General features: G+C 62.2%; 10 protein-coding genes. 5 read left to right on the top strand and 5 right to left on the bottom strand.

What is annotated here, in order from left to right; genetic code table 11:
- Window positions 1-56 precede the first annotated feature (56 nt).
- Window positions 57-803 (bottom strand): 2,3-diphosphoglycerate-dependent phosphoglycerate mutase, encoded by a 747-nt coding sequence (gene gpmA / locus DW892_RS00470; RefSeq protein ID WP_187364961.1) that lies wholly within the window; start codon window positions 801-803, stop codon window positions 57-59.
- Between the two features lie 732 nt (window positions 804-1,535).
- Here gpmA and gltB point away from each other — a divergent pair.
- The 5 genes from gltB (at window position 1,536) to DW892_RS00445 (ending at window position 11,917) form a co-directional block, all read left to right on the top strand.
- On the top strand, window positions 1,536-6,236 hold the full coding sequence (gltB, locus tag DW892_RS00465; RefSeq protein ID WP_117764957.1) for a glutamate synthase large subunit: 4,701 nt from the start codon (window positions 1,536-1,538) through the stop codon (window positions 6,234-6,236).
- A gap of 5 nt (window positions 6,237-6,241) precedes the next feature.
- Window positions 6,242-7,723, top strand: a complete 1,482-nt coding sequence (locus DW892_RS00460; RefSeq protein WP_117764955.1) for a glutamate synthase subunit beta — start codon at window positions 6,242-6,244, stop codon at window positions 7,721-7,723.
- Window positions 7,724-8,075: 352 nt separating this feature from the next.
- Window positions 8,076-8,783 (top strand): hypothetical protein, encoded by a 708-nt coding sequence (locus tag DW892_RS00455; RefSeq protein WP_117764953.1) that lies wholly within the window; start codon window positions 8,076-8,078, stop codon window positions 8,781-8,783.
- Between the two features lie 278 nt (window positions 8,784-9,061).
- Window positions 9,062-10,138, top strand: a complete 1,077-nt coding sequence (locus DW892_RS00450; protein WP_147349824.1) for a hypothetical protein — start codon at window positions 9,062-9,064, stop codon at window positions 10,136-10,138.
- A gap of 408 nt (window positions 10,139-10,546) precedes the next feature.
- Window positions 10,547-11,917, top strand: a complete 1,371-nt coding sequence (locus tag DW892_RS00445) for an amidohydrolase family protein (RefSeq protein ID WP_233502677.1) — start codon at window positions 10,547-10,549, stop codon at window positions 11,915-11,917.
- Between the two features lie 133 nt (window positions 11,918-12,050).
- Here the strand turns inward: DW892_RS00445 and DW892_RS00440 are convergent, their stop codons facing one another.
- From DW892_RS00440 to DW892_RS00425, 4 genes are all read right to left on the bottom strand, one after another.
- A complete protein-coding gene (locus DW892_RS00440; RefSeq protein WP_117655756.1) occupies window positions 12,051-12,524 on the bottom strand; it encodes a hypothetical protein in 474 nt (157 codons plus the stop codon).
- 146 nt (window positions 12,525-12,670) lie between these two features.
- Window positions 12,671-12,943, bottom strand: coding sequence for a metal-sensing transcriptional repressor (locus DW892_RS00435; protein ID WP_055285698.1), 273 nt, complete (start codon window positions 12,941-12,943; stop codon window positions 12,671-12,673).
- Between the two features lie 48 nt (window positions 12,944-12,991).
- Window positions 12,992-13,213, bottom strand: coding sequence for a heavy-metal-associated domain-containing protein (locus DW892_RS00430; RefSeq protein WP_006235338.1), 222 nt, complete (start codon window positions 13,211-13,213; stop codon window positions 12,992-12,994).
- Window positions 13,214-13,360: 147 nt separating this feature from the next.
- Complete coding sequence (locus DW892_RS00425) at window positions 13,361-15,703, bottom strand: cation-translocating P-type ATPase (RefSeq protein ID WP_117764949.1); 2,343 nt, start codon at window positions 15,701-15,703, stop codon at window positions 13,361-13,363.
- Between the last annotated feature and the right edge of the window lie 466 nt (window positions 15,704-16,169).

The raw sequence follows: 16,169 nt of genomic DNA, 5'->3' as shown, positions 1-16,169 counted from the left end.
GCGGCGTGACGTCGCATCTGGGCCGTGCGGCGCCACGCGTCGGTTTTGGGTTGGGGCTACTTGTGTGCTTTGCCCTGATTGGCCACGGCGTCGATCTTGGCGGCGATGGTCGCCGGGTCGCCGATGTAGCGCTTGTCGAGGACGTTGAAATCGGTGTCGAAGGTGTAGACGAGCGGCACGCCGGTGGGGATGTTGACCTTGAGGATCTCCTCGGGCATGAGGTGCTCGAGCTTCATGACGAGTGAGCGCAGGGAGTTGCCGTGCGCGGCGATGAGTACGCGCTTGCCGGCGAGCATCTGGGGGCGAATCTCGTCTTCGAAATAGGGCCAGGCGCGGGCGATCGTGTCCTTGAGGCACTCGGTATAGGGTAGCTGATCGGGCGCGATGTCGCGGTATTGCTCCTGGGTGTGGGGGTCGCGCGCGTCGTCCGGCTCGAGTGCCGGCGGGCAGATATCGAAGGAGCGGCGCCAGATGAGCACCTGTTCGTCGCCGTGCTCCGCGGCGGCATCGGCCTTGTTGAGACCCTGCAACGCACCGTAGTGGCGCTCGTTGAGCTTCCAGGATTTGATGACGGGCAGCCACTCGCGATCCATTTGGCCGAGCACGATATCGAGGGTGTGAATTGCGCGCTTGAGACGCGAGGTGTAGCAGACGTCAAAGTCGAAACCGGCTTCTTTGAGGGCGCGACCGCCTGCTGCGGCTTCTTCGCGGCCCGTGTCGGTGAGCTCGACATCGGTCCAGCCGGTGAACAGGTTGAGTTTGTTCCACTCGGATTCTCCGTGACGGATAAGGACAAGTTGCATTGTCTGTCGGTCTGCTCGGTGCGCCATAGGGGCCTCCTTGATCTGGCACGGTGTGCGTGCCGTTTGCTTGACGCCGCAAAGGATACCCGTTTTAAGCTTAAAAGTTAACCAAGCCTAACAAAATTGTTCTATTTGAATGGGATGGTGAAGGGGGGCTGCCGAAATGTCTCGATCTGTAACAACTAGGGATGGAAATTGGGCCTAGGTGTTACAGATCGAGACAGGAAGAAATGGTCCTATGGAAAATCTCGATTTGTAACAGCTGGCCGCCAAAACCGGCCCTTCGTGTTACAGATCGAGACAAACCAAAACCGCTCCGCAGAAAATCTCAATCTGTAACATCTAGGCGCCAAAATCCGCTCTTCCTGTTACAGATTGAGATGTTTGAAGCGGTGAGCTTACAGGCCGAACTTGGGCGTCTTGTTGCCGCCCTTGAGGCCTGCTGTGTCGAGCCCCATCATGCAAAAGTCCGCATGGCCCTTGTTTCCAGAATGATTCAAAGGGGCCAGATGCATATGTGCCGGCTGTCCCTGCACTAAAACGTGTACGTCAGCCTCCAAAGATGTCAAATTTCGACATGTTTGGGGGCTGACGTACATGTTTGATAGCAAGACGTTGATGGTCGGTGTGCGTTACGCGATTGTTTCGAAACGGGCGGGAAACACAACGGGCCGGCGATGCTCCTAGTATGCCTATTCAACTGACTGTCTAAATATCTAGGGGAGGATCGCGATGCAGGCAGATTCCGCTCAGCAGCAGGGCCTTTATCGCCCCGAATTCGACCACGATGCATGTGGCATCGGCGCGCTTGCCGATATCAACGGCGAGCGCCATCACCAGATTCTGGACGATGCGCTGTCCATTCTGGTCAACTTGGAGCACCGCGGCGGCACGGGACTCGAGAAGAACACCGGCGACGGCGCTGGCATCTTGTTCCAGGTTCCGCATCACTTTTTCCGTAAAGAGGCCCAAAAGTGCGGCCAGATTCTGCCGGCAGAGGGCGACTATGGCGTGGCCATGCTGTTCTTCCCGCAGGACGACAAGGGCGTAGAGGATGCCCGTCGCGTGTTTGAGGAGGGCTGCGCCGAGGCCGGCGTGCCGCTGCTCTTTTGGCGCGAGGTGCCGGTCGACCCGCATGACCTGGGCGAGACGGCCCGCGCCTGCATGCCCACTATCCTGCAGGCCTTCCTGGGCCGTCCGGACGACACGCCCGCCGGCGATGCCTTTGAGCGTCGCCTGTACGTGTGCCGCCGCACCATCGAAAAGAAGGCCGATGCCGAGTTTGCCCTGCGCGACAAGATCTTCTACGTGTGCTCCATGAGCTCGCGTACCATCGTGTACAAGGGCATGCTGGTCGCCACGCAGATGCGCCGCTTCTTCATCGACCTCAACGACGCCGCCGTCAAGACGGCCGTAGCGCTCGTCCACTCGCGCTACTCCACCAACACCACGCCCAGTTGGGAGCGCGCGCACCCCAACCGCTTTATCATCCATAACGGCGAGATCAACACCCTCAAGGGCAACGTCAACTGGATCCGCGCCCGCGAACCCAACCTGTACAGCCCCGTGCTGCAGCACGATCTTGAGCGCGTGATGCCCATCATCAACCGCGAGGGTTCCGACTCCGCGATTCTGGACAACGTGCTCGAATTCTTGGTCATGAACGGTCGCCCGCTCACGCGTGCCGCGTCCATGTTGCTGCCCGAGCCGTGGGACCACAACGATAGCCTGAGTGAGGAGCGCCGCGCCTACGACGCTTACCAGTCCATGCTCATGGAGCCCTGGGACGGCCCGGCGGCCATCGCCTTTACCGACGGTCGCACGCTGGGCGCCGCCCTCGACCGCAACGGCTTGCGCCCCGCCCGCTACTACGTGACGCGCGATGGTCGCTTTATGCTGGCAAGCGAAGTGGGCACCATCGAGGTACGCCCCGAGAACATCCTGACGAGCGGTTGCCTGGGACCGGGCCAGATGCTCGAGGTCGATTTTGCCCGCGGCCGCGTGATCTACAACGACGAGCTGCGCGCCCGCTATGCCAAGGAAAAGCCCTACCGTGATTGGATTGCCGAGGAGACGCTGACCGTCGACGCGCTCGATGAGCCCGCCGCGCCCGCGTCCGCCGAGGATGCCGAGGTGCCCGCCGCTGTGCGCATGGCCAAGCTCGGCTACCACTGGGATGACGTCGACGAGGTCGTGCGTCCCATGGCCCAGCAGGGCAAGGCCCCGCTCGCCTCGATGGGCATCGACGCACCGCTGGCCTGCCTGTCCAAGAAGACGCGTTCGTTCTTTGACTACTTCTATCAGCTGTTCGCTCAGGTCACGAATCCGCCCATCGACGCCCTTCGCGAGCATATGGTCACTTCGACCACGCTCTACCTGGGCAACCACGGCAACCTGCTCGAGGACTCCCGTACAGCCTGCCAGCTGGTGCGCTTGGAGCGTCCGCTGCTGAGCGAGGAAGAGTTTGACCGCATCTGCGCCATCGACCGCGTGGGCTTTAAGACCCGCCGTTTCCGTGCCGTCTACCGCCGCGATGCAGGCGAGGGCGCGCTGCAGGCTGCGCTCAAGCAGCTTGCCGAGGACGTTGAGGCTGCGGTCCGCGATGGCGTGAACATCGTGGTGTTGAGCGATCGTGCCGCTGCGGGCGAGGTGCCCGTGCCGTCGCTGCTCGCTGTGGGCTGCGTGCATAACCACCTGATCCGCGCCGGCGTGCGTACCTTTGCCGACATCGTGGTGGAGAGCGGAGACGCCGTGTCTCCGCACGACTTTGCGGCACTGGTGGGCTACTCCGCGAGCGGCATCTATCCGTACAACGCACATGCGTGCATCCGCGATCTGGCGGCACACGGCGACCTGGACGTGACGGCCGAGCAGGGCATCGCCAACTACAACAAGGCCGCGACGGCGGGCATCGTCTCCATCATGTCCAAGATGGGCATCTCCACGGTGCAGAGCTACCATTCGGCGCAGATCTTCGAGGCCGTGGGCTTTACGCCGGAGTTCGTCAACGCGTACTTCGCCGGCACGGTGAGCCGTGTGGGCGGTATGGGCGTCGAGGACGTCGAGCGCGAGCAGAATGAGCGCTACGACGCTGCGCTTGCTATCCTTAAGAGCCCGGCTCCCGATCAGCTGCCCACGCTGGGTCTGACCAAGTGGCGCCCGCTCGGCGGCGAGGAACACCTCATCGACCCCCAGACCGTCTACCTGCTGCAGACCGCCTGCCGTGAGGACAGCTACGACACCTTTAAGGAGTACAGCGCTCGCCTGCACCGCACCGGCCGTGCCGTGCGCCTGCGCGACTTGCTCGACTTTAATGCCAGCGGCCGCACGCCGGTTTCGCTCGACGAGGTGGAGCCCGCGCTCAACATCGTCCGTCGCTTTAACACCGGCGCCATGTCGTACGGTTCCATCAGCAAAGAGGCACACGAGTGCATGGCCATCGCCATGAACCGCCTGCACGGCCGTTCCAACTCCGGCGAGGGCGGCGAGGACCCGCGTCGCGAGACCCCGCTAGCCAACGGCGACTCCAAGAACTCCGCCATCAAACAGGTGGCAAGCGCGCGCTTTGGCGTGACGAGCCGCTATCTTTGCAGCGCCTTCGAGATTCAGATCAAGATGGCTCAGGGCGCCAAACCTGGCGAGGGTGGCCACCTGCCCGGCAAGAAGGTCTACCCCTGGATCGCCGAGGTCCGTCAGTCCACACCCGGCATCGGCCTGATCTCGCCTCCGCCTCACCACGACATTTACTCTATCGAGGATCTGGCAGAGCTGATCTTCGATCTTAAGAACGCCAACCCCGGCGCACGCGTGTCGGTCAAGCTGGTCAGCGAGGCCGGCGTCGGCACCATCGCCACCGGTGTGGCCAAGGGTGCTGCCGACAAGATCTTGATCAGCGGTCACAATGGCGGCTCGGGTGCCGCGGCGCGCGACTCTATCTGGCACGCCGGCCTGCCGCTGGAACTTGGCCTTGCCGAGGCCCAGCAGACGCTGCTGCAAAACGGCCTGCGCTCACGCGTGGTGCTCGAGGCCGACGGCAAGCTCATGGACGGCACCGATGTTGCCGTCGCCTGCCTGCTGGGTGCCGAGGAGTTTGGCTTCGCGACCATGCCGCTCATCTCCATGGGCTGCCTCATGCAGCGCGACTGTCAGCAGGATACCTGCCCGGCCGGCATCGCCACGCAAAACTGCCGACTGCGTCATGGCTTTCGCGGCAAGCCCGAACACGTTGAGCACTTTATGCTCTTTGTTGCCGAGCAGCTGCGCGAGGTCATGGCGAGCCTGGGCTTCCGCACCGTCGACGAGATGGTCGGCCACCCCGAGTGCTTGCGCCAGATCGAGGTCCCGGGCAACCGCAAGGCCAACCTGCTCGATCTGTCGCCCGTGCTGGCGAGCGCGACCTGCGAGTTCGGTGCCCATATCCCGGGTGCCGACGGTCGCCACTTCCTGCCGCAGATGGCTGCCGACAGCGAGCTCGACAAGACGCTCGACTCCACGTTGTTCGTGCCCTATACGGCCGATGCCCGTGCGCACCTGCGTCCGATTCGCTTCCATGCCGACATCGCCAACGTCAACCGTTGCGTGGGCACCATCCTGGGTAACGCGGTGACCAAGGCACATCCCGAGGGCCTGCCCGCCGGCTCCATCACCATCGATTGCGATGGATCGGCCGGTCAGAGCTTTGGCGCCTTCCTGCCGCGCGGCATTACGCTCAACGTGTGCGGCGACGCCAACGACTACTTTGGCAAGGGCCTTTCGGGCGGCGAGGTGTCGGTGCGCCCCAACCCGCATGCGACCTATAAGTTCGACGAAAACATCATCGTGGGCAACGTTGCGTTCTTTGGCGCCACGAGCGGCCGTGGCTTCATCAACGGCCTGGCCGGCCAGCGCTTTGGCGTACGCAACTCCGGTGCCACCGTGGTGGTCGAGGGTTGCGGCAACCACGGCTGCGAGTACATGACGGGCGGTCTGGCGCTTATCCTGGGTGAGGTCGGGCAGAACTTCGCCGCCGGTATGACGGGCGGCGTGGCCTATGTCTTTGACCAGTACGGCACGCTCGATGCCCGCGTGAACCACGAGAGCGTTGAGCTCAAGGCCCCGACGGCCGGCGAGCTGGCGCAGATTCGCGCGCTCATCCAGGAGCACGTGGACGCGACGCAGAGCCCGCGCGGCATTAAGCTGCTCTACAGCTTCGACTCGATGGGCAAGCACTTTGTGAAGGTCATTCCGACCGAGTACGAGCGCGTGCTGGCGATTGTCGCTGCTGCCGAGGCCGTGGGCAAGACGTATGCGCAGGGCGAGGAGTTGGCGTTTGACATCGTGACCGGTCGCGCCGACGCTGCTGATGTTGCCCGCTTTGATGTTGCGGGCGGTGCTGCGGGTGCTGCGCCCGTGGCCGCTACCAGCTCTGTTGCTTCGACCAAGAAGGAGGCGTAAGTGCCATGGGTAAGCCCGGTGCTTTTCTTGATATCGATCGCGTGACCCACGAGCTGCGCCCTGTGGAGGAGCGCAGCCATGATTTTGATCCGCTGTACGTGGAGCTCGATGACGATGCACGTCGCGCCCAGGCGAGCCGCTGCATGATGTGCGGCGTGGCGTTTTGCCAGATGGGCGCGAGCTTTGGCAAGGCACGCCCGAGCGGCTGCCCGCTGCACAACCTGATTCCCGAGTGGAATGAGCTGGTGTACCGCGGCCGCTGGGACGAGGCTGCCGAGCGCCTGTCGCTCACATCGCCCATGCCCGAGTTTACGAGCCGTGTGTGCCCGGCGCTGTGCGAGGCCGCGTGCAACCTGGGTTCGGTCGACGGCCAGCCCACGACGATCCATGACAACGAGCGTGCAATCAGCGACCATGAGTGGGCAAATGGCGGTCCGCGTCGCTTTGAGCCGGCAGGGGAGGGCGCACCCGCGGTTGCCGTGGTGGGCTCCGGTCCTGCTGGTCTGGTGGCGGCATGGGAGCTTGCACGTCGTGGCGCCCGCGTGACGGTGTTTGAGCGCGACGACCGCCCGGGCGGTCTGCTCATGTACGGCATTCCCAACATGAAGCTCGAGAAGTCCGTGGTCGAGCGTCGCGTGGCGTTCATGCGTGACCTGGGCATTGTGTTTGAGCTGGGCGCCGATGTGACGGACCCTGCGGTGGCAGCCAAGCTCGATGGCTTTGACGCTGTCGTGGTGGCTGCTGGTGCCCGTGCCCCGCGCGGGCTTTCGGCTGCGAACATTGACGCTCCGGGCGTGGTGTACGCGGTGGACTACCTGACGGCTTCGACCGTCTCGGTGCTCGATGGTAGCGAGTCCGCGGTGAACGCGCGCGGCCTGGACGTCGTGGTCATTGGCGGCGGCGATACCGGCAACGACTGCGTGGGTACCGCGGTGCGCCAGGGTGCGCGCAGCGTGCGCCAGTTTGAGTTCTTGCCGGCTGCGCCCGATAAGCGCGCGGCGAGCAACCCCTGGCCGCAGTGGCCCAACGTTAAGAAGACCGACTACGGCCAGCAGGAGGCTATCGCTGCGATGGGTGGTGAGATGCGTGCCTGGGGCGTGGATACGCTCGAGGTGCTGCTGGACAAGAAGGGTGCGGCCGCGGGCCTGCGCGTGGTCGATCTGGACTGGTCGGCGGGAAAGCCCGAGCGCATCGCGGGCTCCGAGCACGAGGTGCCGGCGCAGCTGGTGCTCATCGCCTGCGGCTTTACGGGTCCGGAGCACGGCGTGTTCGATGCGGTGAGCGTGCCTGTTGCCACCGCTGGTCGTCCGCTGCCGGTGATGGCTGCTGAGGGCTCGCATCTCGCGGCTCGCACGGAGGGTGTCGCCGCGGATGCCGCGCCGGTGTATGTGGCGGGTGATGCCCGCAACGGCAGCTCGCTCGTGGTGAGTGCCATGGCCGATGCCCTGGCCTGCGCAGCCGAAGTCGCCGAGGCGCTGAAGCTGTAAAGTAGTCATTTAAGAACGTCCCCAATGACTGGTCATTTTTGTCTAGTCGTTGGGGACACTCTTTGCGAGCGATTTGCTCGTTTGTCGACGTATGGGTGTTCATTTGTCGACTTCTTTGGCTGTGGTCACCTGTTGTTTCTGTGGTGGCTGCGGGCATCTGGCTCAAAAGGTCGTGTTGGCTGTCTATGTCTACCTGCGGTTTCTTTGCGGTGCGCTCATTCGGTCAAGCTTTTCGTCAAGTGTTTGGTCAGCATCTGGTTTGCAACAAAAGGCCTATTTTGCCTGCGCTGACAGTGGCTGCCCACCCTCCTCGTAAGCTCAAATTGAGGTCCATCAGTTTGAGGAGGATGCCATGACTGACCAAGTTTTTGACCGAGCAGAGCTGGCTGAAGCCGTCGGCAACGATATTGCCGACATGGCCCATTTTTGGATGCTGCGGAAGTTTCAGTTTCTGGAGCCGGCGCGCGAGCAGTTCGAGATTATCGTCGATCCGTGGCTCAGCTATTGCGAGGAACCTTCTCAAAACGAAATCATGGCCTACAACATGGCGTTTACCGATTGGCTGCTGTTTGAGCGCCCCTATCGCCATGGCAAGACGCTGCTCGAGCTATATGTGGATGAGCCGCCAGCGTCAATTTCTCCTGCCTCGCTTGGGCGACTTAAGCAGGTGCGCGGCACGCAGTACTTCTCTCGCTTTGGCATTTTGGACAAGGATCCTGCGTCCGGCATGGTCGCGCTGAAGGACACACGCACCGATCGTCGCTTTGATGTCTACGACCCGCATATCGTGCAAAAGGAGCATTGGAACGACGGCGCGATTGCGGTGCGCCTCGCCTGTGTCGACGATGTCTGGCTTACAGCGGGACAGCTCTACTTATATGACATCGCGCGCCTGAACGACACGGCGGTCGACGGGCCGGGTGCGGTGCATCCCGAGGATCTGCAGGACGGCTTTGACACCTCGTGCATCAGCTTCTTCTTGCGTCTGGTCCGCGACATCATGGGCGCCCAGGGGCGGTACGTAAAGTCGCTCAATATCTACGAGCAAGAGTGGGAGTAGGGGATGGGTGGTTGTCGCCTGCCTTGCCTTTTGCCTTTTTGTCTCGATCTGTAACGTTTGGGGACAAAAACCAGTCTATCTGTTACAGATCGAGACGAACGCTTGGGCACCGCTGGTTTGTCTAAATCTGTAACGCTTAGGGGGCCTGGAGAACGTCTTACTGTTACAGATCGAGACGTTTGGCACCTGGCTGGGGGGAATGTCTCAATCTGTAACATCTACAGTCCAAAAATCGGTCTTCCTGTTACAGGTCGAAACGTTTGTCGGCGGAGGCAACGGTGACGATGGTCCATTTGTCCGATGTGGTGGTGATGGAAGTGTCTAATACCGTTTTCAAGCACAAGCATACGACTCGCAACACGTTGGCGCGGAATAGGATGCTCGCGCGACTCACGGAGGCGACCGAGCAAGGTGCGCTGCTCGCAACGCATGACAATGCCGAGCTCATGTGGCTGCGGCGTCATGTTGGAACCGACGATATCGCGGAACCCGAGCCGTATTTGTTCTGCTTTCAACATGATTGGGGTGTACTGACGCCGGCGGAGCGAACGCTGCGTACCATCAAAGGGCTTGCAGAGTTTCATCCCGATTGGGCGTTTTGGGGCTATGACGCGGCGCTTTTGTGGGGTCTGGAGGTGCCGAATGATCTGCTTGGGTCGCGTTTTCTTGTTAAGACGGGTTGTTCGGTGACGTTGAGTGCAGGATGCCGGCTGTTGCGTCCGCAGGCGGCGGGTGCGCTTGAGCAAGTCGACGGCGTGCGGGTGACGTCGTTTTGGCGCACGGTGGAGGATTGCCTACTGCGTGCGCCGTTCTCCTACGGGTTGGCGATTGCCGATTCTGCACTGCGGGCGAAAGGCGTATCACGTGGGGATTTGTGCGAGCGCCTCCGCGCCGATTGCGAGGGCAGGCGAGGGTATCGCAGGGCACAGGTGATTGCGTCGTATGCGGACGGGCTGTCTGAAAACGGCGGTGAGTCTCGGTTCCGAGCATTCTTTATTGCGTACGGCTTTCCGGTTCCGGAGCTGCAGGTGGAGTTTCGCGACCCGCTCGATCCGAGCCAGGTGTTTCGCGTCGACTATTTTTGGCGGCTCGAGGACGGGACGTGTGTCATCGGCGAGCTCGACGGAAAGGGGAAGTACACCTTGCAGAGCGGCGAGGGTCGGGAGTCGGTTGACCCATTCGTGGCAGAGCGTCAGCGGGAATCTCATCTGACAATGCTCGGGCATAAGGTGCTTCGGTTTACGTTTGATGAGCTCAAGAACCCAGGGAAGCTGGCTGAAAAGATGAGGCTGGCGGGTATTTCGCAGCGGGCCGATTTGGCTGAGGGATGGAAGCGTCAGTGGTATGGGTGCTAAGGGGTGCAACTGACGCGAATGTGGTTGTTTCTGCCGAGTTTGTCTCGATCTGTAACAACAAGGGGCCGTTTGGCCTCGCAACTGTTACAGATCGAGACAGAAGGTTGGCTGCCGCTAAAATATCTCGATCTGTAACATCTAGAGGCCGAAAACCTGTCTACTTGTTACAGATTGAGACAAAGGTTGGACGCGGTGCCGAAAGATCTCGATCTGTAACATCTGGCTGCTAAAACCCGGTCTACCTGTTACAGATCTAGACATTTCCCGGATGTCGCTGGGATGGGACTGCAATGCATTCCGTTCTCCGTGTCTCATCCTTTCTCCGTTAACCGATATGTCCGCAGCAACCCTGCCGCACTGGGTGATAATGGACAAATGTTCAAGTTGCTCGTGAGGGAGGAGCTCGATATGGCGTCTGCCGATCGTTCCACGTTGTTTATCAATGCGACCGTCCTGGATGGCTCGGAGCATATGGAGCCGCAACCCGATATGGCCGTGGCCGTTGAGCGCGGTGTCATCACGTGGGTGGGGCCGAGTGCTGTGGCGCAGGCGCCTGCAGGTGCCGAGGTCATCGACCTGGCCGGCGCGTACCTCATGCCCGGCCTCATCAATATGCATGTGCACCTGTGCGGCTCGGGCAAGCCTGTCTCGGCCGGCGATGCGGGCGCGCTGATGAAGAAGCTCGATAATCCCGTGGGGCGCGCCATCGTGCGCCATATTCTTAAGGGCAGCGCCCAGCAGCAGTTGGCAAGCGGCGTGACCACGGTGCGCGGTGCGGGTGACCCGCTGTTTGCCGATATTGCCGTGCGCAACGCTATCGACGCCGGCAAGTATCAGGGTCCGCGTCTGGTGGCGCCGGGAACGGGTGTCACGGTGCCGGGCGGTCACGGTGCGGGGCTGTTCGCGCAGGTCGCCGATACCCCCGATGAGGCGGCCGAACAAGTGCGTGACTTGTATGCGCGCGGTGCCGACGTCATCAAGCTGTTCGTGACGGGCGGCGTGTTCGACGCGACCGAAGTAGGTGAGCCGGGCGTGCTGCGCATGCCGGTCGAGGTTGCCGCGGCGGCGTGCAAGGCTGCGCACGAGGTGGGCCTGCCGGTTATGGCTCATGTCGAGAGCACCGAGGGCGTGAAGGCCGCGCTTGAGGCCGGCGTCGATACGATCGAGCACGGTGCCCCGATGACTCCCGAGATCTTGGAACTGTACCGCGGCGCCGCGGGCACGCAGCTTGAGGGGCGTGCGCCCAGCGTTACCTGCACTATCAGCCCCGCGCTGCCGTTTGTGCTGCTCGATCCGGAGAAGACCCATTCGACCGACACGCAAAAGAAGAACGGCGACATTGTGTGTTCGGGCATCATCGAGAGCGCCCGTGCCGCACTGGAAGCTGGCGTTAAGGTGGGCCTGGGCACGGACTCGAGCTGCCCGTTTGTGACGCAGTACGACATGTGGCGTGAGGTTGCCTTTTTTGCCAAGTACGTGGGCGTGAGCAACGCCTTTGCGCTGCATACGGCTACGCAGATCAATGCCGAGCTGCTGGGGCTGGGCGGCGAGACCGGTACGATCGAGTGCGGCAAGGCTGCCGATATCTTGGTAACGCGCAAGAACCCGCTCGATGATCTGTGCGCACTGCGTGAGCCGACGTACGTGATGTGCCGTGGTGATCTGGTGCGCAAACTCAAGGTGAAGCGTATTCCCGAGGTGGACGCCGAGCTCGACGCGATTATGGCCATGCCTGCCGAAGCGCTGGCTGAGGAGCTCGCCCGCGACGGTGTGGCGTAGATGTGACAAAGGGGCAGCTCCGTTGCCGCATGCAAAAAGCCGAGGTCTCAACACGAGGCCTCGGCTTTTTTATCGAACAAATACTTAAGATTTGGGACAAACAAACCTGATTAATTTGTCCCGCGTGCGGGCGCTAGGAGCGGGTTTCCATCTTGGCGTGGCACTTGGGGCAGGTGACGCGGATCTTGCCTTTGCCCTTGGGGACGGAGAGCATCTGGCCGCAGTTGGGGCACTTGAGGTATGCTGTGGTCTTGCGACCCTTCCACATCTTCTTGGCCGTGCGCTTGGCACGCTCAAAGTCTTCCTTGCTGGTACCGGCCGTGCGCGAGGCGTTGGCAGCCGCGGTGCCGCTACCCAAGCTCGCTACGAACTTGCCCAGGCCGGGGACGTTAGCGGTCGCGGCGACAAAGGCCGCGTTTTCCTTGCGACGTGCATCGATATTTTTGGACAGGCCGCGCAGCACGCCAATCACGATTACGGCGATGGCAATCCAGCTGAGCCACTGGATATGGGCTATCGATCCGATCATCGCGATGACGATGCCGACAAAGCCCATAACGATGGTGAGCTCATCGGCGCCATTGCGGCCCTTCATAAAGTCATTCATGCAAATTGCCTTTCGTTCGATATGCTGCACGCCTTTATACCCGATTTAGAGCAAGGGGGACAGGTCAATCTGCACCAAGGTGGTGCAAACATACCTGTCCCCGATGCACCAAGAAGGTGCAAAGCAGTCCGTCCCCAATGCCCCAATTACTTGGAGAGCTTGTCGACGACGCGTTCGATCTCGGCGAGCTTGGCGGCCTTGAGGTCTTCGTCGCCCGATTCGATTGCCGAAGTCACGCAGCCCTCGATATGCGCCTTGAGCACGTCGGCGTTGATGCGCGCAATGAGCGCCTGCGTTGCCATGAGCTGCGTGGAAATATCGACGCAGTAGCGGTCCTCATCGACCATCCGCAAGATGCCGTCGATCTGGCCGCGTGCCGTCTTGAGCATGCGGGTCACCGATTTGTGGTCTGCCATCATGGCGGGTCCTCGTTTCTGGTCGATGGGGTCGAATGCTTCTGGTAGCTGCTACGCGGCGGTCACGGACAGGGCGTGGAACTTCTCGCCGGCGCCCTCGACGGCGGCAGCGAGCTGCTCGGCGGTCACGGTGTCGGCGCACTCAACCTGGACGGTCTGGGTCTCGTGATCGGCGTCGGCGTCGGTCACGCCGGCAACGTTGAGCAACGCCGTCTCGACGGTGGCGTCGCAGTGGCCGCACATGAGGCCGGAAGTCTTGATTGTGTATCGCATCGGTATTCCTCTCTGTTGTGTCGGCTTTCCCAGGCACCCGACCTTGGCCTTCAAGCCGTCGCTCGCGTACCAAAGTACGCGTCGCTCCTCTTTCAGGTCAATCTCGGGCACCTGGAAAACCCGTTCTAAATGGACTTAAGGGTGAACCTATTTTGCCACTTTGGGCTTAAAGGTTCGCAGGCGCAGCGCATTGCTTACGACGCACACGCTCGACAGGCTCATGGCCGCAGCTCCAAACATCGGCGAGAGCTGCCATCCGGTGAGCGGGAAGAACACGCCCGCGGCGAGCGGAATGCCGATACCGTTGTAGAACAGTGCCCAGAACAGGTCCTGCTTGATGTTGCGGATCGTGGCGCGCGACAGCTCGATGGCGCGGGCGACGTCCATGAGGTCGCTGCGCATGAGCACCACGTCGGCGCCCTCCTTGGCGATGTCGGCGCCGGTGCCAATGGCAAGGCCCACGTCGGCGCGCGCCAGGGCGGGGGAGTCATTGATGCCGTCGCCCACCATGGCGACCTTGCCGCCCGCATCCTGCAGTTCGCGCACGTGGCGTTCCTTGTCGGCGGGGAGGACGTCGGCGATAACCTGTTCGCTGGTGAGTCCCACGCGGCGGGCGATGGCCTCGGCCGTCACGCGGTTGTCGCCGGTGAGCATGCGCACGTCGACGCCGAGCTTGCGGAGCGCGGCGATGGCCTCGGCGCTCGTTTCTTTGACCTCGTCAGCCACGGCAATGGTGCCGGCAAGCTCGCCGTTCTTGGCAAAGAACAGCGGCGTCTTGCCCTCGGCAGCGAACTTCTCGGCAAGACCGGCGGGCACCTCCGCGCCCAGCTCGTTCATCAGGCGCACGTTGCCGGCTGCGATGACATTCTGCCCCTCGCGTGCCGTAACGCCTCGCCCGGGCACGGCGGCAAAGTCCTCGACCATGCGCGCGACGATTCCGCGCGACTCGCACTCGGCCATAATCGCCTCGGCCAGCGGGTGCTCGCTCGAGCGCTCCAGCGCGGCGGCCAGCTTGAGCAGCGCCTTTTCGCTCATGGCGGGCGAGCCGTCGGCGCGTGCGGCAACCACGATATCGGTCACGGCCGGCTTGCCGCGGGTGACGGTGCCCGTCTTGTCGAGCACGACGGTGCCCACGCTGCGCAGGTTCTCTAGCGCCTCGGCGCTCTTAAACAGAATGCCCATTTCGGCGCCCTTGCCGGTGCCCACCATAATGGCGACGGGCGTGGCCAGACCCAGTGCGCACGGACAGCTGATCACCAGCACGGCCACGGCGGAGGTGAGCGCCTCGTTTATGCTGCCGGTCAGTGCCATCCACACCGCAAAGGTCACGGCCGAGATCACGAACACCACGGGCACGAACACGCCGGCGACCTTGTCGGCCATGCGGGCGATGGGCGCCTTGGTGGCGTTGGCGTCCTCGACGAGCTGGATGATCTTGGCGAGCGATGTCTCGGCACCCACCCGCGTGGCGCGGAAGGTAAACGAACCGGTGCGGTTGACGGTGGCGGCGTTGACGGTGTCGCCGGCGGTCTTTTCCACGGGGATGGACTCGCCGGTGAGCGCACTCTCGTCCACGGCCGAGCTGCCTTCGAGCACCACGCCATCGACGGGGATGGACTCTCCGGGGCGCACGCGCAGGACCTGGCCGGGAAGGATGCTGTCGACGTCGACGGTGGTTTCGGTACCGTCGTCGGCAACGACGGTCGCGGTCTTGGGCGCCAGGTCGATCAGCGCCTCGATGGCGCCGCCGGTTTTGGACTTGCTGCGCGTCTCGAGGTATTTGCCCACGGTGACGAGCGACAGGATCGTGCCCGCACTCTCAAAATACAGGTTGTCCATGCCCGTCATCATGGCCTCGTGCACCTGACCTGTGGCCAGCTGGTCGGCCATGATAAACATGGCATAGAGCGACCAAGCGATGGAGGCGGTGCCGCCGACGGCGATGAGAGCGTCCATGGTGGGCGCGCCGTGCACGAGTGATTTGAAGCCGTTGATAAAGTATGCGTCGTTGACGTAGACGATGGGGATGAGCAGGACAAGCTCGGTGAGGGCGAGCGTCATGCTGTGGATGTGGTCCGTGCAGATGCCGGGCAGTGGCCAACCGAGCATGTGCCCCATGCCTATGTAGAACAGCGGGATGAGGAAGGCGATCGAGACGATGAGGCGGGCGCGCATGGCAGAGGCGGCGGCCTCCAATTTTTTGGTGGGCGACTCCATGTGGGCGGCGCCGGACCTGACCTGCGTGTTGCCGCTTGAGCCGGCGGCACCGGTGCCCGCATCGACGGGTGAGGCCGAGTAGCCCGCACGGTCGACGGCGGTGCAGATATCGTCGGAGGTGACCTGCGCGGGGTCATAGTCGACCATCATGGAACCAGCGAGTAGGTTGACCGCGACGCTTTGGACGCCGTCGAGTTTGCTTACGGCGCGGTCCACGTGCGCCTGGCAGGCGGCGCATGTCATGCCGCCCACGTCGAACTTATCTTGAGCCATGGCTTCTCCTTTCCGTGGTTCGGTGTTGGAATTGTTAACCTGCCGATACTATACACCCATACCCCCAGGGGGTGTCCAGTGGAGGTGAGAATGTATGACATTTCGCTACAGATGCGGGTGGCTGCTCAATCGTTGGCAGCTCATGTCAAACATCTCGATCTGTAACATCTAGCGGGGAAAATGACCTCTAACTGTTTCAGATCGAGATTATGTTTTGCGATGTTTGAGTTCGTCTCAATCTGTAATGTGTAGACCCGGTTTTGTCTCGTAACTGTTACAGATTGAGACAATCGGCCCCGACCGCCCCGTCATCTGTGGTTTACGTGGGGGCATGCGAAGCACGGGTATACTAACCCGCGGCGAATCTGCTCCATCGCTTAGAGCTGCTGCGTCTGGACGGCGCGTGATAGGGCTGCCAAAGCGATCGCCAGCGTGCTGAGCAACGTCCTCTCTGTGCGCACCTGTT

The sequence above is a fragment of the Collinsella sp. AM40-7AC genome (genome assembly GCF_003468125.1).
GTDB classification, from domain to species: Bacteria; Actinomycetota; Coriobacteriia; order Coriobacteriales; family Coriobacteriaceae; genus Collinsella; species Collinsella aerofaciens_O.
Note: the sequence above shows the minus strand (reverse complement) of the source record. Positions and strands in the feature narration are given on the sequence as shown.